The sequence below is a fragment of the Paenibacillus sp. FSL E2-8871 genome, from assembly GCF_038000345.1.
In the GTDB taxonomy this organism is placed as follows: Bacteria; Bacillota; Bacilli; order Paenibacillales; family Paenibacillaceae; genus Paenibacillus_AQ.
Window position 1 is genome coordinate 5,326,539 of record NZ_JBBOBV010000001.1, and the last position, 19,273, is coordinate 5,345,811.

Below are 19,273 nucleotides of genomic sequence, written 5' to 3' on the forward strand. Positions count from 1 at the left end.
ATAGAACTATGAATCTGACGACATACCGTCAGGTTTAAAGCGAGGTTGCATATTTTTTGGCAACGCCAAGAGCCAATTCCCCGAGCTTCTGACGAATATGTTCCGGCTCTAGCACTTCTAAAGCCGTTCCGAAGCTGAGCAAGAAACCATAGAGCCATCCGTCCTCGGGATAATGGATGGACACGTTATATCCACCATGTCCGTCCGGTTGAAGCTCAGTGGAGTCAAAGCGATCTTCCGCTAGATGTCTGCCTTCAGCTGTGAAGTGCAGAAGGATTGGCGACACTACTGAGGCAGAAGTCACTCGCTGATAATCAGTGCTCCAGGGCAGCTCATGCATGTCCCTATCTTCTCTAATGAACTCCCGTTTTTCTTTAACGAGTCCTTTCATACGATGCAGCTTGAATAATCTGAAATCCTGGCGTTGCAGGCAGTAACCATACAAGTACCATGCTTGTCCTTTTAAGACTAAAGTATAGGGCTCGACAGAACGCTGACTGGACTGCCCCTCGGCATTGACATAATCAAAGGCCACAGTTCTGTTTTCTTCCAGCGCCTCTTTTAGAGTTGCAATCTTCTCTTCTAGGATAGGCTGAAGACCCCAAGGAGAGAAATCGATGATAAGCTGGGTCGTTTTGCTTCGGAAAGCGGCGGTCTGTGAGGGCGGGATTACGCTACTGATCTTCTCCATGAGCAGAGTGTGTTCAGTTCCGCCATAAGAGGAGATGCTTTGCAGAGCGGAGAAAATATCAGCCAGCTCGCGGTCGGTCAATACATTGCGGTCTAACCGGTAGCCTTCCATAAGGCCGATACCACCACCCGATCCCTGATAGGTGACGATAGGAATTCCAGCCCCATTAATACTTTCAATATCACGGTAAATGGTACGCACGGACACTTCGAACATGTCGGCGAGCTCCTTCGCCTGAATGAGACGCCGGTTCATTAGTAGAATGACGATAGAGAGCAATCGATCAATTTTCAAAAGGTAGAGCCCTCCTTTTCGGATAATTTCGTTATGTAATGATGTACTACATCTTAGCAAATTCTTGAAAATAAAGCATTGTCATAAAATAATAATTCGATTAATATCTAATTAGATGTTCATATAAATAGATGGAGCGAGGTTTACGATAATGAGTAACCAAACAGCTATTGCAATTTTTAAAGCTCAAAAGGGATATTCACGTCTGTTCACAGCCGGACTAATCAATGGAATCGGTGATCGTTTTACTAGTGTTGCCGTGTTGGCATTGGTGCTGCAATTAACGGGGTCAGGGATGGCTGTGGGGATATCGCTAGGTGTGCGGCTGCTTCCTTATTTGTTTCTGGCACCGCTTGGAGGTGTACTTGGCAGCAAATTCCCTCGTAAATACATTATGATCGCTACGGATGTGCTTAGGGTTCCGGTTGCACTAACCTTTTTGTGGGTAGATGGGGAAGATAAGCTATGGCTGTTATATATAGCGAGTTTTTTGCTGGCGGCGGGGGAAGCGATCTACAGTCCTGTTCGTAAATCCTCCATTCCTTTGTTGGTGACCAAAGACTCTTTACTGACCGTTAATGGACTAGAGCAGCTTATGAGTGGCTGTGTACTTATATTGGGTGCATTAAGTGGGGGTGTAGTTTCGATGTGGTTCGGCCCAGAGGCAGCATTCGTGATGAATGCAATATCCTTTATGGTCGCAGCGCTCTTAATCTACGGTATCGATATTCCACAAAATACTAATAGGGTAAATGAGGATAAGAGAAAGATAGGTTCTCCGGATAAACTCAAAACTAAAGTAGACCGTCAGCAAAAGACAAGTAAAACGCGTGCGCTGTGGATTTTAATCAGCGGGAGTATCACGTTACAGGTTATTTTCGGGTATGAGCTGCTTGTTCCGATGCTGAATGGTCTGGATAATGTACTGATTAGTGTATATGCAGTACAGGAATTTGAAGCGGGAGATATAGGAGTAGGGGCTTTTTATGCAGCGCTCGGAATCGGGCTTAGTCTCAGTTTTTTTGCCGGACGATATGTAACAAAAGGGCTACTGGGTGTTGCGATTGGTGGGCTTATGATCGAAGGATTACTGCTGATGAGCATCAGTGTTAGCAATCATTTTACGATGGTTTTTATGTTATATATTTTATTATCTTTTGCCGGAGGGACGGGGAATGCTTGCCTGGATACACTGGTTATGCGAGAGACGCCTTCCGCTATGCAACCTGTTATTTTTGGACTCTTGTCAGCAGTAGGAAATACGCTGCTTGGGTTATCCATGCTGGTCGCGGGGTGGTTATTAGAATGGATGGAGCCTCGGGCGCTGGGTTTTGCTGGGGGAGCAGGGTTCTCTATAATTGCTATACTGTTGGCAGGGTATGCGTTGATACGTAGTAAAAAGAGCGGTGAATTCACCGCTCCTTGGAAGGTTTTTTAATCTGGGCCTGAATCCGAGTGGCAGCTTTGCCAGGGAAGAGGCGGGCACCTATGTTTTTGCGATAACGGTAAATGATCACAAGAGCTGCTATTACTGCACCACCAGAGATAATCCAAAGCGCATATGACTCGAACAAATGGAAGATGCCCATCCACTGTGGACCAAACACCTTTCCGATGCTAAGAAACAGTACTACCCAGAATATGGCTCCACTATAAGCATATAGGGCGAATTTACGGAAGGGAAGCGCGATAATACCAGCAAAATAACCTGTAAAGTGCCGTACCCCTGGAATGAAATAACCGATAAAAATTAGAAAGCTTCCGTATTTCTCAAACCATTTCTGTGTTTTTTCTAGCTTAGTAGGTGAGAATAGAAACCATTTTCCATATCGCTGGATAAAGGGCATACCGGCTTTTAATCCGACAAAATAGGTGAGGGTCATCCCAGCTGTGGTGCCTGCAAAAGCAACTACAATTAGCGTAAAGAAATCAAGTCTCCCAGTATAGGAAAGGAAACCGGCAAACGCCATAGTGGTCTCTCCGGGAAAGGGCAGGGCAACGAACTCGAGAAGTAATCCAAAGAATAATACGCTATATCCATATTTGGTGAATAATTCTTGTATAAAACTCAGCATTTCCATAAGATTGTCACTCTCCAAGAGGCAGTTGCCTTATTCTATTTTACAGCTTGTCTTCATACAATCTACCAAATGGCTTTTAAGCCAATAGAATGCTGGAGGTAGAGAAGATGAAGGGTAATAAAAGCGCACACAGCCGCCGAAAGTTGATAAGCGGATTGCTCGTTATGGTTGTAATATTCATCGTAATGCTCGGATGGAGTATAGGGAAAAACTTGAATTCATGGGAGCTCCGATCCTTGCAGCCCGCTAGCGCCGAGTCTGTATCTGTTAAGAATAAGCTTACCGCAGCGACGATGCAAGATTTGCCATCTGCAGTAGAACCACTCGCTTCTGCATCTCCGGAAGTTCACTCCTCTTCAAGTGCGGCCCTTACTGTGACTCAACTCCCTCAAGCTAATGGGGTAGAGAAAATATCCAAGGTTTCGACAACGAGTTCTGCAATCACAGCAGCCAAAAAATCTAAAAAAACAGTCTATATTACATTTGACGACGGACCTAGCGATAACACCTTCAATGTACTTGAAATTTTACATCAGGAAGGTGTGAAGGCAACCTTTTTTGTTCTTGGTAATCAAGCGAAAAGCCATCCTGAGCTCATCGACTCCATATGGGAACAGGGCCATGCGATTGGCAATCATACCTATAATCATAATTACCATGATTTATATAGTGGATTCACGGAATTTTGGAATCAAATTAAACAGACTGAAGAGATTGTTCAGGGGATTACAGGGGTTCGGCCACAGCTTATCCGCGCCCCAGGTGGAACCTATGATCATTTTGATAATACCTATTTCAATTTATTGAAGCAAGCAGGTTATAAGGTGATGGATTGGACGGTGGATAGCGGCGATTCTAAACGGAAAGGCGTGCCAGCCTCAGAAATTTTGAAGGAATCCACAATGGATATGAAGTCTTCCCAGGTTATTTTGCTGCTACATGATGGTGGCGGTCATCAAGAGAGCGTCAAAGCGCTGCCGGACATTATTGCACGCTATAAGGCGGCTGGATATGACTTTGGCCTATTGGATGAAACGGTAGAACCTGTACAATTTAGAGTCTCTGCAAAAGCCACTAATTTGGGGCGGAAAAAGCCTTCAGAAGCTTGGGTCGCCTCAAATATCACACCGAATGCGGAGCTCTTTGCGCCTGGAAAGCCATTGATTCTGGAGGTAGGAAAGCTGGAGACGAAGCTGAATCCCGGGGAATATTCCGTGCGAAATGGACAGTATATGGTTCCGCTTCGTGCTGTAATTGAACGGCTTGGAGGGCGAGTTAGCTGGGATGTGAATAGCCGAAGTGGAGAAATAGATTGGAACGGGAAAGCGATCATTGCCGATGTAATGAACAAACAATTGATTCTAAACCATCCTGATAACGGTCAAAAGACAATCGATGCGAGGGTAGAAATGATTGGTGGATCGATCTGGGTATCGCTACGAGAACTGCTGGAGACAACAGGTCATCCTCCGCTTAATATAAGCGTTACTGAAGTAGAACGCCGGGTAAAAACATTCTGAAAGAAGAGCTGAGGCTGTCTAGTAAAAAGAAAAAACAAATGTCTGGGCACCCTTTTTCATGGGAAGAATAGATAGTAATAAGTTCCTGAGCTGGGAACAAGTCTATGACCAAAGGATGGGTGTCCCATTGTCCTCTTCATCACTAATTGATCAATTGAAGAAAGATGCCGGAAGTGTCAAAAGCTTCTCTTATCCGCGTAGCCGAAGTGCTCTGATGGAATGGTTAAGGATGCTGACTGTGGCTGGAATTATAGGTGCTTTATATGTTTGGCGAGGAGGCCCGTCTTTGCTGTTTCTCCTGATCGTTGTTGGAGTTATTATGCTCGGTGGACTTATGCTTCAGCTCTCTGGTCCACGGACGATTAAGCTAGTTCGTACAATTACTCCTGCGAGACCGATGGCTGGAAATACACTTCATGTGAAGGTACAGCTGAGCTTCTCTTCTCGGTTGCCTCTCCCTTGGATGACCATTGCCGATTATTGGGGTGATAGCCATCATCAGAAGCTGCTATTTCCTGGATTCAAACGTTCTTTTTCATACACATACACGATTGAAAATTTATCTCGCGGCAATCATCATCTGCTTGGCTGTAGAGTAACTTGGGGAGATTTTCCGGGTTGGTTCACGGGAAGATCTGAACCAGATGGAGGACAGAGTTTTAAGGTGCTGCCAGCGCCTTTATACTTTGGTGGAACTGTACCAGATAGCGGATTTATGACGGGTGACACCTTGTATTCTAGACGGGGAAGAAGCATCAGCGATGAGGCTTTGGAATCCAGGGATTATGAGCCAGGAGATCCACTTAGCCGAATTCATTGGAAGAATAGTGCAAGAACGGGAGCGCTGCAGAGCAAAGTTCCAGAACGGGAAAAGGCAAGAATGACCTGTATCGTATTGGCTAATGACCCGCTCAGCTACGAGGTTCCTACAGATGCGCTTAAACCTCGTGGGAGCCGAGACGATTCGCCTCCAGCATTTGAGAAAGCGGTGTCGACAGCGATGGGGCTGATGCTCTCCGCTGAGCGTTCAGGTGCTTATGTTCAGTTGTTTAGCGGCGGTTGGCCAGAAGGTATGGCTAGACATGAAGGTCTGGGTAAAATCCCAGGGAGAGTGCTGGATATTCTGACTGAAATTTCTCTGGATGGCACTAGAAACCTGTCGCTGCTGCTTGATGATGCTTCCCGAGGCTGGATTCCGGGGATGACAGTAGCCATTATCACGGGACGACTAGAAGAGGAATCTGCCAAGGTGATTGCCAAGTTCTTGATGCAAGGTGTGAAGGTGGAGCTTTATTATGCTGTGGACCAATCAGCACCGAAGCCAGGGGAGGCTCGCCAGCCTGGAAGGGGAACTGTCGGAGATAGTTTGGCTCGTCTTGGAGCACGAATGTTTTGTCTGGATGATGCATTGCCAGCATTCAGATTCAGGGAGGTAGAGTTCCATGAATCATCCGGAAAACCAACACTACGGTAAGGGGAAATCGGGTGATACAGAACTGGCTATGAATGGCTTTCAGTTCAACTTGGGACAAATAGAGAACAGACATGCCGGTAAGCAGAGAAAAGTGCCTCTGTACTATCGTTTGCTGTTCTCTTTGGCCATTATGGGGCTATTTATTGAATGGTTACTCCCTTTATATAGGTCTGCTTTATTAGAAGATACCTCCAAGATGCTACAAGTTCTAATGGTATTGGCGGCAGTGTTGCTGTTATGGGGGATATTTCAGATTCCGGGGTGGCTACTGCTAAGTATTCAATTTCTTATTACTGTTTCAGCATGGTTTTACTTATGCAGTGGGGGCGAAGGCATAGGGTGGTTAGGGATTTATGCGGACGAAATTCCGAATGATCTTATTCTGCTTCTTTCTGGACATGTTTCTCAGTTAAGCGAGATCAGCAGGCTTTTGATATTGATTGTAGGTTGGGGGCTATTGGTATCCTCAGTACAGCAGCTGGCACTCTTCCGAGGGAGTACAGTGCTATTCACGGCAGTTACAATCATTTACTTGCTGATCTTGGATATGGGCTTTGACGTCAATACCACAATGGATATTGTGATATCCATGGGTCTTATTTTTTGGATGCACGCGATGAGTGGTCTCCTGCGTCTTCAAGAACGTGAGGGAGTTACTACACTGCCTTATGCGCGTTGGGGAGGGTTGACTTTGGCGACAGCCATTGTCGTGATGGCAACAGCATGGTTCGGTGGGCAGTTGTTGGGGGCAAGACCAACCAGCGAGCTTACGTTGCAATCGACATTTCAGAAGCTGCAGACTTGGGCTTCAGGCCATTTACCAGAAGAAAAGGCGTCTAATGCTTCAGGAACAACAGGGTATAGTTCGAATGACGGTGAACTCGGTGCCCCGTTATCCCGCAATACTGAACCAGTCTTTACAGCTATAACTAGCGAGCGTACTTACTGGCGAGGTGAGAGCATTGCTTACTACGATGGTCGCCGATGGATCAGGGGGGGCGAAGAGTTTATGCCGCTTAATCTGTCTGGTATTCCAAAGAATCCTTCATTGATGCTAAGCGGTGAAACTAGGAAACGAACACTTCAACAGCGAATACAATTTGCCACCCCTTCTTCCGGGGGAATTCCTTTATTCAATGCGGGAATAATAACTGATGTTGAGTCGGTTGAACTCTTGGGCGGAAGTAAATTGGGATATGTGCTGTCTAACTTAGACAGAGAGAGTTTTCGTCTGCCTGATTCAATAGGCTCTGCACGGATCACAGAATATTCAGTGGAATCCTTACTTCCTGAGAGCGATCCAGTACTGCTTCGTGGTTTAAGCAGTAACGATCCCCAGGAAATTATGGGCAAGTATTTGCAATTGCCAGATTTGTTACCCGTACGAGTGAGAGAGCTGGCGGAGATGCTTACAGCTTCTTCAGGTAACCGCTATGACTCCTTAACTGCCATTAAGGATTACTTACAACATGGATATTCCTATACGTTGAACACAACGGTTCCACCATCCGGATCTGATTTTGTGGATCACTTTTTATTTGAGACGAAACAAGGCTACTGTGTTCATTTTGCAACAGCTATGACCGTACTGCTGCGCAGTGCAGGAATTCCTGCTCGTTATGTCCAAGGCTTTGGGCCTGGGACCTTGCAGGACGATACTATGCCGGCGAAGTATTTAGTCACCCAGGGCGATGCCCATGCTTGGGTGGAGGTCTATTTCGCCGGTGCCGGTTGGGTCCCATTCGACCCAACGCCTGGCCCCGCCCTTGCCGCCGGCTTCGCCGCGCCGGCGCTGCCTGCGGCAGCCTCGCTCGCGCCGCAAGCTGCGCGAAGCGCGGGCCTGCCCGCCCTGCCGATGGCGGGCGGGACCTCTGCCGCGCCGCTCGCTGCCGCGGCGCTGCTTCCCGCCGCCGCTTGGCGCTGGCGGCGTAGCCTGGCTCTTCTGCTGGCTGCGCGCAGCGCCAGCAGCATGAGCCGCGAGAGGCAGCTGCGCGCTGCCTCTCTAGCTTGGCACGGGCTGGCGGAGCGGTATGGACCGCCGCCGCCCGGTGTCACTGGCAGGGAGTATGTGGACTCCCTGCAGATCTACGATGCCGGACTAAGCGAAGCCGTCCGGCAGTTCGTACGCCAGTGGGAGACCCTGGCGTACGCGCCTGCGACTTCAGCCATCGTCGCAGCCGATCCCGCGAACGAAATGCCTACAACGTCTGCAACGTCTAGAATGTCAGCAAGGTCTATGATATCTGCAATCCCTGCAATGTCTGCGGCGCCAGCATCACCTGCAGACATCAGGGAGCTTACTACTCATGATGCGTCCGCGTTTATACGTGAATGCCTGATCATCACCTTCCGGTTAACTTAATCGGTCAGAACAGCTGATGCTGCTATACAATTCCTTCCATGGAAAGGAATGTTCTTCATGAAGTTTAACTCTCTCCTATTATGAGAAGTGTGTTCTCCTTTCCTTGACGATGAGAATTAACCATGAGTATAATGAATCCAATAATCAAGGGAGGCTCGTAATGAATAAGCCAAATGAAATTATCGTCGTTCTCGATTTTGGGGGACAATACAACCAACTTATCGCGCGCAGAATTCGGGACCTGGGAGTATACAGCGAACTTTTGCCGTACAATACGCCAGTAGACAAGATCAAAGCACTTGCACCTAAAGGGATTGTCTTCTCTGGTGGCCCTAGCAGTGTATATGCTGAAGATGCTCCACATGTAGATCCAGCGATCTATGATTTAGGAGTACCGATCTTCGGTATTTGCTATGGTATGCAGCTAATGGCTCACCAACTTGACGGTAAAGTGGAACGCTCCGCTAAACGTGAATATGGTAAAGCCGATATTGATTTTGAAGATGGTACTGCACTAGTTGCTGGGCTAGAGAGCCGTCAGACGGTATGGATGAGCCATGGTGACCATGTGGTTGAACTTCCAACAGGATTCAAGCTGGATGCAGGAACTGAAAGTGCTCCAATCGCGGCAATGAGCAATGATGAGCGTAAATTGTTCGCGGTTCAATTCCACCCAGAAGTACGTCACTCTGTACATGGTAATGAGATGATCTCGAACTTCTTGTATCAAATTTGCGGTTGCGACGGCAAATGGACGATGGAATCGTTTATTGATGAAGCTATTCAAGATATTCGTAACCAAGTTGGAGACAAAAAAGTACTCTGCGCACTTAGCGGTGGCGTAGATTCTTCCGTAGTTGCAATGCTTATTCACCGTGCAATCGGTGACCAATTAACTTGTATGTTTATTGATCACGGTCTTTTGCGTAAAGGTGAAGCTGAAAGTGTTATGGAGACCTTCGTAGGTAAATTCGATATTCATGTCGTGAAAATCGATGCACGCGAGCGCTTCATGAGCAAGCTTGCAGGTGTTGAAGATCCTGAACAAAAACGTAAAATCATCGGTAACGAGTTTATCTACTGCTTCGACGAAGAGTCGGCTAAGCTCGGAGATTTCGCATTCCTTGCACAAGGTACACTGTATACGGATATCGTTGAGAGCGGAACAGCTACGGCACAAACGATTAAATCTCACCACAATGTGGGCGGTTTGCCGGAAGATATGAAATTCAGCTTGATCGAGCCACTAAATACCTTGTTTAAGGATGAGGTTCGTAAACTGGGTGAAGAGCTGGGAATGCCACGTGCTATCGTTTGGCGTCAACCTTTCCCTGGTCCAGGTCTTGCTATCCGTGTCTTGGGTGAAGTAACAGAGGACAAGCTTACTATCGTTCGCGACTCTGACTACATTCTGCAAGAGGAAATTGCTAAAGCGGGATTAGACCGTGAAATTTGGCAATACTTCACTGCCCTGCCTAACATGAAGAGTGTTGGTGTTATGGGGGATGCTCGTACTTATTCCTACACAGTAGGTGTGCGCGCAGTAACTTCCATCGACGGCATGACGGCTGACTGGGCGCGTATCCCATGGGATATTCTTGAGAAAATCTCGGTACGTATCGTCAACGAAGTTGAGAATGTAAACCGCGTAGTGTATGACATCACTTCGAAACCACCAGCAACAATCGAGTGGGAATAGGATCGGTGCAACTATAGATTTCAAAAAAAACTCTCTTTTATTTGCGTTATCCAGCAAATAAAGGGGAGTTTTTTTATTTCTCAAGTGAAGGGTTGTGCTGGAGACACCATTTTTCACAAATCTTTCATGAATACGTTTTGTTGAAAGGGCTTGCAACCCCGGAAAAGTTATGATAAATTGTACTTGTCTAAAAAATAGACAAGATAAATAAGTGCATTTTCTACTAAAGGAGCCAATCAAATTGATGACTATTACCAAAGAGACACCTCATATTAAACCGAACGGGGTAGAGATCGCTGAATCGATTCTGTTGCCTGGTGATCCTTTAAGAGCTAAGTTCATTGCGGAAACTTTTTTAGAAGATTACCAGTGCTTTAACGAGGTAAGAGGAATGTTAGGATATACCGGTACTTACAAAGGGAAGAAAATCTCTGTTATGGGTACGGGAATGGGTCCAGCGAGCATGGGGATTTATTCTTGGGAATTAATCAATGTATTTGGAGTTAAGAATTTAATCAGAATTGGTACCTGTGGTGCAATGCAAGAAAACATTGAGCTATACGATGTAATTTTCGGTATGGGAGCTGCAACGGATTCCAATTATGGTCATCAATATAATTTACCTGGACAATATCCACTAACGGCTTCTTTTGAGCTTTTGGAGAAAGCTAAGAAAATAGCAGATGATAAAGGACAAAAGGTTCATATTGGTAATATTTTATCCAGTGAAATATTTTATAATGCGGATCGGGAAGCTAATAAAAAGTGGCAGGATGTAGGGATTTTGGGCGTTGAAATGGAATCTGTAGCCCTCTATTGGAACGCTATCCAAGCACGTGTAAATGCGCTGTGCATTCTAACAGTGAGTGATCATCTCATTACAGGAGCACAGACCACTTCGGAGGAACGCCAAACTGCATTTACTAAAATGATGGAGATCGCATTAGAGTTAGCGTAAATGCTTTCCTTCTATGTGAAACTAATGTAAACGATATAAAGTTTATACAGCATGAGATATTGGAAGCCTATTATGTAAAGTCGTTCCGGTTATATTACTTTTAATTACTAGATAAGGGATGAGAGTAGAATGAAGAAATTTAAACGTGTACATTTGATCGTCATGGATTCAGTAGGCATTGGAGAAGGAAAAGACGCGGATCAATTTAACGATGTTGGCTCCCATACCCTTTTACACATTGCAGAACATATGAACGGATTAAATCTGCCCAACCTGGCCAAATTGGGTCTGTCCAATATTGAAGAAATCTTAGGTGTTCCGAAAGCTGAGAAACCACTTGCTTATTATACTAAATTACAGGAAAAATCAGTCGGGAAAGATACAATGACAGGTCATTGGGAGATCATGGGTTTAAATATTGATCAACCCTTTAATGTGTATCCAAATGGATTCCCCGACGAATTAATTAAACAGATCGAGGATATAACTGGCCGAAAAGTAGTAGCGAATAAGCCTGCAAGTGGAACGGCTATTCTTGATGAATATGGCGAGCATCAAATGAAAACAGGGGATCTGATCGTTTATACCTCTGCTGACCCGGTTCTGCAAATTGCAGCTCATGAAGAAATCATCCCATTAGAAGAGTTATATGATATTTGTGAGAAGGTTCGGGAAATCACCAAAGACCCTGCCTATTTAATTGGTCGTATTATTGCCAGACCTTATGTAGGCCAACCCGGGAAATTTACGAGAACCTCCAATCGTCATGACTATGCCTTGAAACCATTTCATAAAACCGTTATGAATAGCTTGCAAGACGGAGGTTATGATGTCATCGCCATTGGTAAAATCAATGATATTTTCGATGGTGAAGGCGTTACTGAATCCATTCGTACAAAAGACAATATGGATGGCATGGATAAACTGCTTGATGTAATTAAGAAAGATTTCACTGGAATGAGCTTTTTGAATTTAGTTGATTTCGATGCTTTATACGGTCATCGTCGTGATCCGGAAGGCTATGGAAGAGCATTAGAGGAATTTGATAAACGATTAGATGAGGTATTCGATTCCATTCTAGAAGATGATTTGTTAATCATTACGGCTGACCATGGAAATGACCCAACCTTCCCTGGTACAGACCATACTCGTGAGTTTATTCCTGTCCTAGTCTATTCCAAGCAATTAAAGGACAGTGGCGCATTACCTGAGCATGATACCTTTGCTGATATCGGTGCGACTATAGCAGATAACTTTGATGTTGATATGCCAGACAATGGTGAGTCTTTCCTGCCATTTCTTAAATAATTGATATCGCATAAAAACCTCCAAAGTTTCTTTTTGGAGGTTTTTACGTTGCGATTGAAGCAGAGAATGACATTCCTTGTCGCTTGAAAAATGATGTGTCATAATGGGGAGAAAAGGACATTAGATGAATGAACACGCATAAACTAGATAAATTGAAACGGCCGCTTTATATCAGTGTATATGATGAGCTTCTTCTTCAGATTAACAAAGGAGAATACCTCGTAGGTAGCCAGCTTCCTTCAGAACCGGATTTAGCCAAAAAACTAGGGGTTAGTCGCGCTACTTTAAGGCAAGCTTTAGTTCTTTTGCAAGATGATGGATTAGTAAGAAATGTTCGTGGTAAGGGGAACTTTGTACTTGAATCTTCTTTTAAACAAGAGGATACTCAATTAGAGAAACTGAGCAACCCCATGCATAAATGTCATATAAGCGCATTTGACCAAGTAGATCTACATTATCGGCTAGACCCGCAAACGGAACATACCAAACAAGTATTAAGAAGAGATTCAGCTACAGTTGTAGCTTTGGAACGTTTGTATAGAGCAGGAGGAGAGCTACATGCTTACGCTTTTACTTTTATGTCTATGCAAACAGTAGAGAGGTTATCTTTGGATCTTGATAGTAAAGAGAGAATGCTGGATTTTCTAGAGAATCAGGCTTATGTAGATGCTAACCATGGGAATATTGAAATAAAATATACGCATACCGTTAACTTAGCAGATCGGAAAGATAAATTAATGGGGCAGAACGAGTGCTTTTTACTACTAGAAACCCTTTACGACAAAACAGAGCCAGATTATCCGTTAATGTATAATAAATTTTATATTCCACAGCAGTTCTCAAATTTAAAATTAATTTTGTCTAAAGGCTAACCAATAATAATGGATTAGAAAAACTCCCTTTTATCTGCGATATTTAGCAGATAGAAGGGAGTTTTTTTTGACCCGAATCAAAGAGTTTTCGAGGGGGGATTGGTTAATGCAAAATAAATCCTTCTTCTTCGGCCTCATTGCTTGGCAGGAAAGGTAGCTTCGGGTTCGTTTTCAATAAAGTATCCATCAACGCATGATCAAAATTATGCTTTACTACACAGTTGCGGTCAAAAATCATGGTTGCCTCATCTCCCGGTTTACATGCCGGCCACTGGGGGAGGGAAGGGATGTTAGGATTGCCATAGCGTGCAAAGCTAACCCAGGCACCACAGATGCGTTCCTCCATCCGATCGGAAACTCCCGGAATGAGGCACACGGGAACACGTTCCGTATTATGGAACACGAAAGGGATCTCAGCGCAGTGCCATGCTATCTTGCCGCCCTCAAAAGGAAATTCATAAGCAAATAAGTAGGAGTAGGCAGGAGCTTCCTCGTGTACGGACTTCTTCTCAATAAAGTCCTTGGTTGGAATACGGAAGAAGGTATCTAAGAATAGCAGGTCGGTCAAGTGTTTATCCGGATACGCTTCCCTAAATTGTGTGACAAGCTTCTCCGTATGACGGCCATACTTTTGAGACAGCATCTCCATGGTGGCTTCCTCAGTCGCGTCCTGCTTGTTAGGAACACCGGGACCAAAAGCGAACTCACCAAATACGCTACCAATCAATACCGGAATGGTCTTCGCATGCTCGGTAAAGCCCACCTCTCTAGGATCGCCTACATAGAATTCATTAGGCATAGGATTACCGCCAATGTATTCCCCTTGCATTGCGAGTGCTGGTGCAACTTTATTATATGCTGCAGCTAACTGAGGATAAGGAACCGCTTCCAATTTTTCTACTTCGACCTCGCCAAAATTAAGCTCTGTCAACAGTGCCTTTACGATGGCGGTACTATCGGTCTTGCGGGTGTCCAAAAACCCATCAATTAATCCGCTCTGGATAACGCCCTTATGGAACAGGCCGTCTGCTGCGGGAGTATTCATTAGTGTCCATACCTTCATACCGCCACCAGACTGTCCGAAGATGGTCACATTGTCCGGGTCGCCGCCGAAAGCTGTAATGTTTTCCTGAATCCATTTTAAAGCTGCTACCATATCGGCATTTCCGGCATTAGCGGAATTGACGTATTTATCTCCAAAAGCAGACAGGTTCATGTATCCCAGAATATTCAATCGGTGATTTAAGGTTACTACGACCACATCGCCGAACTCGCTAAGCTTGTCTCCTTCATAAGCTACCTGTTCAATAGAAGAGCCAGCTGCGAAACCGCCCCCGTGTAGCCATACCATAACAGGTTTTTTGGCCTGCGGTTCAAGGCTCTGGGTCCAGATGTTCAGATACTGACAATTCTCATCCATAGGCCAGTAACGGTGAGGAACCAGCACTTCCATGACGGGCTGATCCTGGGTTAACATGGGAGACACATAACCGTAAGCGAGTGCATCCTTAATTCCCTCCCAAGGCGCTACCTCTGTGGGCATCTGGAAGCGCTTGGCATCTGCGTACTTTATCCCGTGAAAGGTATGAGTGCCGTTGACCTGAAAGCCTCTCATTTTTCCAGCTTTGGTCTGTACAATGGGTTTTGCTGAGGAACATACGAAATTTTTTGCTGTCATCATCGAAATCCTCCTTACCTAAGATAGCCCCATTATAATAAAAGAACGATAGTGAAAAATACAGGAAACTTATCTGCTTTATCCTTATTCTTTGCTTCTTTTCTGGAGGTCAGCAGGTCTGGTCTCGGGATAAGAAAATAATCATGATAAAAAAGTCAAGATTCCCTTATGCAGCAAAATTCATCACCACCCTCTAGCTGATTGCTAAGTACGAAAAAAATGTGGAATAATGTCCATATGAAAACTACCTATGAGGTCATCACAACCAATCGTTATACTCCGTTCCGGTTATTGCTTCATCGCCCGAATCATGTGCAGATGCATTGGCATGAAAATTTAGAGATTATTTTTGTCCTGAAGGGCACGATCGAGTTGTTTCGGCAACAAGAGCGGCATCTTCTGCACGAATCAGCCATTACCGTTATTAATTCGAAGGAGGTTCATTCGATCAGTGGCGATGAGAACAGCTTGATCTTAGCGCTGCAGGTGTCTCATTCTTATATAGAAGAGCAGTTTACAGTAATTAAAGAGCTGCAGTTCCATTGTGATTCTTATCTATACGACCATCAGCATCAGATCGAGTTCGATCCGATCCGGCAGATGTTGGCGTACATGATGCTGACGTATACGAAACAAGCACTGGGTTATGAACTGGAGCTGAAAGGTTTATTGTTCCGGCTCATGGCGTATCTTGTTAAATATTATTCCAAGCCTTTGCAGGGCAAAGATGCATCATCCGATGTGAAGTTCATGGATCGCCTCTTGGCCATTACCGAGTTCATTCAACATAATTATGCGAAGCCGATCTCTTTAACAGAGATTGCTGAGCAAGAATTTTTGTCGGTGCACTATTTGTCTCGATTTTTCCAAAAGTTTTTGGGTACGACCTTCTCTCAATACCTTAACGGTGTGCGTCTGGAGCATGCTTTAGATGAATTGAATTACAGTGATTTAACGATCACCCAAGTGGCGCTGAATAACGGGTTTCCCAGTATCAAATCATTTAATAAGGTATTCAAAGAGTTTTACGGAGCAACGCCGAGAGAGTATCGCGCGAAGCGCGCGGGAGATATGTCCGCTTATGCGAATGCCAGAGCATCGAAGACTCCTAATTATCTGGAAATGAATCAACAGGATGCCTTCAAGGAGCTATTCAAATATTTGCCGAGCGAATCTCAGGAATCCAACTTTATTATGCAAGATAAAATGGTCGTAAAGATAGAGAGCATCCACCTCGATGTAAATACTTCAACGCCGCTTATGCATACTTGGCGAAAATTGACTTCGATTGGCAAAGCGAAAGAGGGTTTATTCGGAGAGGTGCAGCGGCAGCTCATCCAGCTTCAGAAGGATATCGGGTTCTCCTATATCCGGTTTCATGGCATCTTTGACGACGAGATGATGGTGTATCATGAGAACGGACGAGGCGAGCCGTATTATCTGTTTACTTATGTGGATCAGCTATTTGACTTTTTCCTGAGCATAGGCCTGAAGCCGTTCATCGAGCTTGGGTTTATGCCTTCAAAGCTGGCGTCTGGTGATGCGACAATTTTCGTGAAAAAGAGCAATGTCAGCTATCCCAATCAATTAACGCGCTGGATGGGGCTCGTCGAAGCACTGATGGACCACTGTATCGAGCGATACGGCGTTGAAGAGGTGACTACTTGGTATGTTGAAGTATGGAATGAACCTGATGTCATCTCCTTTTGGAGCGGGACTCAAGAGCAGTATTTCACCTTCTATCAGGCAACCCATGAAGTGATCCGGAAGTATCCGAAGCTTAGAATGGGGGGGCCAAGCTTGTTGTCTCCAACGATTCTTAATGATACTTGGTTACAGGATTTTCTGTACTTCTGCATGCAAAACCATTGTTTGCCCGACTTTATATCGTTCCATAGCTACCCGTTCGATCAGATTTTTTATGATGCCATGCAGCTCGATGGGGGGATGTCGGAGGAATTCGTTTGGACGGCAGAGGAAATGTCGAAATATTGGACACTGTCGGCGGCTGAAGATTATTTATCGCAAGTCATCGTCAAAGCGCGTGATATAGTTGTTGAATCCGGAGCAAATATCAAGGAAATTCACTTGACGGAGTGGAATTCGAGCGGCAACCAACGAGACTTGATTCATGATACATGCTATCAATCGGCTTATATCGTGAAGAACGTCATCGATACGATCGACCAAGTGGATAGTCTTTGTTATTGGACGAGTACAGATTTTCTGGAAGAGTTTCTTGTGCCGAATCAAGTGTTTCACGGTGGACTCGGGCTGATGACGAACAACGGGATTGAGAAAGCTGCTTATCACGCTTATCAAATGCTTGCCAAATTAGGTTCTGAGATGATCCAGCGCGGCGAGAACTATTGTATTACGAGACAAGGGAATGAGATTCAGGTGCTCTTATTCCATTATGTACATACAGATGCCTTGTATCGTCGTAATGATGTCTCTCATTTGAATGAATACGATCGCTATCGCATTTTCAAGCATAACGATCCGCTCGAGCTTACCTTGGAATTGTCGGGCCTTGCGCCAGGCAGCTATCAGATTCGCAAAACAGTGTTGAACCGCCAATGGGGCAGCTCCTACGATCGTTGGGTGGACATGGGACACCCCGTACATCTTCATTCGGAGGATATTTCCTATCTAAGGAGTGTAAGTCTTCCGAAACGGGAAATTTTCGTTCAACTCATCGATCAGCAATTTAATCTCAAAGCAGAACTTTCACCGCATGAAGTCCGATTGTATGAAATGAAAAGAACTAATCTATGATAAATCGACCCCTAGCAGGCATGTAGGGGTCTTTTTTGTCCTCTGACAGGTTCATATTTGACCTTACTACAATTCCACAAAGCTTAAGTAGGTTTCAAAGAGGTTAAATTTGCGATGGAACAGGGATAAATAGCGGGAAGTTATTGTTGTTAGCGCTTACTATAATGAAAGCATGATAATGAGCAGGAGGTAAACACATATGTCAACCAAACAAGTACCATGGTTTGAACGAATCAGCTATTCACTTACCGATACTGCATCCAATCTCGTCTTTCAAGTAGTAACAACCTATCTGTTGTTCTACTACACAGATTCGATCGGAATGAGTGCGGCTGCTGTAGGTACTTTATTTTTAATCGCCCGGGTTATCGATGCTTTTGACAGTCCTTTCTTCGGGATCATGATCGATAAGACAAATACCAGATGGGGAAAATCGCGTCCATGGTTCCTATGGTTAGCCTTGCCATTTTCCGTTATCGCTGTGCTAACGTTCTCTGTACCGGATATTAGTCCGTCGGGACAAATTGTGTACGCTTACGTGACCTATATCCTGTTAGGGATTCTATATGCAGGTATCAATTTGCCGGTCACTTCTATTCTGCCCAGTCTATCGAGTGATCCGCAAGAGAGAACGGTTATTGGTACGATTCGTGTCCTGTTTGCCATGGTAGGGACGATTGCCGTAACGACCTTTACATTGCCGATTGTTCATAAATTAGGGCAAGGCAATGATGCCAAAGGCTTTACCTGGACGATGATCATTTTTGCATCAATTGCATTTGTGCTGTTCATCAATGCATTCTTCAATACGAAAGAGCGCGTAGTATCCGCTTCTTCTCAGAAATCTTTACCGGTCAAAGAGGGCATGAAAGCGATCAAAGGCAATTGGCCGTGGGCCATCATGTTATTCATAAACTTTATTTTCTGGGTGGCGAACATCATGAAGACCCAGACGACAACCTATTATTTCACGTATAAAATTGAAAGACCTGACCTGATTCCAATGGTAATGGGCTTGAACCTAGTCATGATCTTGACCTTAGTCATCGTGCCGTCCTTAACCAAAAAATTAGGTAAACGGAATATCATGATATTCGGATTAATCGTTTCAATTATCGGTCAACTGATCATGTTCATGGGAGATCAAGCGAGCAGCATCACATTACTAATAACTGGAAGCGTCGTTGTTAGTCTTGGTGGCGGTTTTGCAGGCGGATTGTTGTTCATTATGATCGTGGATACCGTGGATTACGGCGAGTGGAAAACAGGGGTTCGTGCACAAGGCTTGCTGACAGCTTCCTCAAGCTTCGGTGTGAAGTTCGGTATGGGTATTGGCGGCGCGTTATCCGCCTGGATGCTTGGACTTAGCGGTTATAAAGCGGGAGCAGTGCAGACGGCTTCGGCATTGCGGGCCATCGAACTAAATTTTATTTGGATTCCTATTGTTTGTTACGTCTTAGCCATTATCGCACTATTGTTCTATACCTTAGATAAAGATGAGAGTCAAATGCTAGCAGATTTGAAAGCACGCAATAACATTGCATTATAAATTCAAGGA

General features: G+C 44.9%; 13 protein-coding genes. 10 read left to right on the forward strand and 3 right to left on the reverse strand.

Going from position 1 to position 19,273, the window contains the following annotated elements; genetic code table 11:
- Window positions 1–34: 34 nt before the first annotated feature.
- Window positions 35–985, reverse strand: a complete 951-nt coding sequence (locus NYE25_RS24105) for a helix-turn-helix transcriptional regulator (RefSeq protein ID WP_341147006.1) — start codon at window positions 983–985, stop codon at window positions 35–37.
- Window positions 986–1,136: 151 nt separating this feature from the next.
- On the opposite strand from NYE25_RS24105, the gene NYE25_RS24110 reads away from it, so the two are divergent.
- Window positions 1,137–2,423, forward strand: coding sequence for an MFS transporter (locus NYE25_RS24110; RefSeq protein WP_341127105.1), 1,287 nt, complete (start codon window positions 1,137–1,139; stop codon window positions 2,421–2,423).
- Here NYE25_RS24110 and NYE25_RS24115 read toward each other — a convergent pair.
- Complete coding sequence (locus tag NYE25_RS24115; RefSeq protein ID WP_341050409.1) at window positions 2,398–3,066, reverse strand: DedA family protein; 669 nt, start codon at window positions 3,064–3,066, stop codon at window positions 2,398–2,400. The genes NYE25_RS24110 and NYE25_RS24115 overlap by 26 nt on opposite strands.
- Window positions 3,067–3,173: 107 nt before the next feature.
- On the opposite strand from NYE25_RS24115, the gene NYE25_RS24120 reads away from it, so the two are divergent.
- The 7 genes from NYE25_RS24120 (at window position 3,174) to NYE25_RS24150 (ending at window position 13,259) form a co-directional block, all read left to right on the forward strand.
- Window positions 3,174–4,586 (forward strand): polysaccharide deacetylase, encoded by a 1,413-nt coding sequence (locus NYE25_RS24120; protein WP_076285862.1) that lies wholly within the window; start codon window positions 3,174–3,176, stop codon window positions 4,584–4,586.
- 58 nt (window positions 4,587–4,644) lie between these two features.
- Window positions 4,645–6,060 carry a DUF58 domain-containing protein gene (locus tag NYE25_RS24125; RefSeq protein WP_341147007.1) on the forward strand — a complete coding sequence of 472 codons (1,416 nt, stop codon included), beginning with the start codon at window positions 4,645–4,647 and terminating at the stop codon, window positions 6,058–6,060.
- A complete protein-coding gene (locus NYE25_RS24130; RefSeq protein WP_341147008.1) occupies window positions 6,029–8,422 on the forward strand; it encodes a DUF4129 domain-containing transglutaminase family protein in 2,394 nt (797 codons plus the stop codon). The genes NYE25_RS24125 and NYE25_RS24130 overlap by 32 nt, the downstream gene beginning before the upstream one ends.
- Window positions 8,423–8,582: 160 nt before the next feature.
- On the forward strand, window positions 8,583–10,121 hold the full coding sequence (gene guaA, locus NYE25_RS24135; protein WP_076285860.1) for a glutamine-hydrolyzing GMP synthase: 1,539 nt from the start codon (window positions 8,583–8,585) through the stop codon (window positions 10,119–10,121).
- A 244-nt stretch (window positions 10,122–10,365) separates the two neighbouring features.
- The gene (gene deoD / locus NYE25_RS24140; protein WP_341127109.1) at window positions 10,366–11,079 is read left to right on the forward strand and encodes a purine-nucleoside phosphorylase; all 714 of its coding nucleotides are present in this window, start codon (window positions 10,366–10,368) and stop codon (window positions 11,077–11,079) included.
- Between the two features lie 129 nt (window positions 11,080–11,208).
- Window positions 11,209–12,387 (forward strand): phosphopentomutase, encoded by a 1,179-nt coding sequence (gene deoB / locus NYE25_RS24145; protein ID WP_076285858.1) that lies wholly within the window; start codon window positions 11,209–11,211, stop codon window positions 12,385–12,387.
- 128 nt (window positions 12,388–12,515) lie between these two features.
- A complete protein-coding gene (locus NYE25_RS24150) occupies window positions 12,516–13,259 on the forward strand; it encodes a GntR family transcriptional regulator (RefSeq protein WP_341147009.1) in 744 nt (247 codons plus the stop codon).
- Between the two features lie 103 nt (window positions 13,260–13,362).
- Here the strand turns inward: NYE25_RS24150 and NYE25_RS24155 are convergent, their stop codons facing one another.
- The gene (locus NYE25_RS24155) at window positions 13,363–14,940 is read right to left on the reverse strand and encodes a carboxylesterase/lipase family protein (RefSeq protein WP_341147010.1); all 1,578 of its coding nucleotides are present in this window, start codon (window positions 14,938–14,940) and stop codon (window positions 13,363–13,365) included.
- A gap of 234 nt (window positions 14,941–15,174) precedes the next feature.
- Between NYE25_RS24155 and NYE25_RS24160 the strand changes: the two genes are divergently transcribed.
- Together NYE25_RS24160 and NYE25_RS24165 are read left to right on the forward strand one after the other, a co-directional pair.
- The gene (locus NYE25_RS24160) at window positions 15,175–17,715 is read left to right on the forward strand and encodes a GH39 family glycosyl hydrolase (RefSeq protein ID WP_341147011.1); all 2,541 of its coding nucleotides are present in this window, start codon (window positions 15,175–15,177) and stop codon (window positions 17,713–17,715) included.
- Window positions 17,716–17,914: 199 nt separating this feature from the next.
- The gene (locus NYE25_RS24165; RefSeq protein WP_042184704.1) at window positions 17,915–19,264 is read left to right on the forward strand and encodes a glycoside-pentoside-hexuronide (GPH):cation symporter; all 1,350 of its coding nucleotides are present in this window, start codon (window positions 17,915–17,917) and stop codon (window positions 19,262–19,264) included.
- Window positions 19,265–19,273 lie beyond the last annotated feature (9 nt).

Coding starts and splice junctions, on each gene's coding strand:
- NYE25_RS24110 (WP_341127105.1), top strand. CDS start 1,137: ATGAGTAACCAAACAGCTATTGCAATTTTTAAAGCTCAAAAGGGATAT.
- NYE25_RS24115 (WP_341050409.1), bottom strand. CDS start 3,066: ATGGAAATGCTGAGTTTTATACAAGAATTATTCACCAAATATGGATAT.
- NYE25_RS24120 (WP_076285862.1), top strand. CDS start 3,174: ATGAAGGGTAATAAAAGCGCACACAGCCGCCGAAAGTTGATAAGCGGA.
- NYE25_RS24125 (WP_341147007.1), top strand. CDS start 4,645: ATGGGAAGAATAGATAGTAATAAGTTCCTGAGCTGGGAACAAGTCTAT.
- NYE25_RS24130 (WP_341147008.1), top strand. CDS start 6,029: ATGAATCATCCGGAAAACCAACACTACGGTAAGGGGAAATCGGGTGAT.
- guaA (WP_076285860.1), top strand. CDS start 8,583: ATGAATAAGCCAAATGAAATTATCGTCGTTCTCGATTTTGGGGGACAA.
- deoD (WP_341127109.1), top strand. CDS start 10,366: ATGACTATTACCAAAGAGACACCTCATATTAAACCGAACGGGGTAGAG.
- deoB (WP_076285858.1), top strand. CDS start 11,209: ATGAAGAAATTTAAACGTGTACATTTGATCGTCATGGATTCAGTAGGC.
- NYE25_RS24150 (WP_341147009.1), top strand. CDS start 12,516: ATGAACACGCATAAACTAGATAAATTGAAACGGCCGCTTTATATCAGT.
- NYE25_RS24155 (WP_341147010.1), bottom strand. CDS start 14,940: ATGATGACAGCAAAAAATTTCGTATGTTCCTCAGCAAAACCCATTGTA.
- NYE25_RS24160 (WP_341147011.1), top strand. CDS start 15,175: ATGAAAACTACCTATGAGGTCATCACAACCAATCGTTATACTCCGTTC.
- NYE25_RS24165 (WP_042184704.1), top strand. CDS start 17,915: ATGTCAACCAAACAAGTACCATGGTTTGAACGAATCAGCTATTCACTT.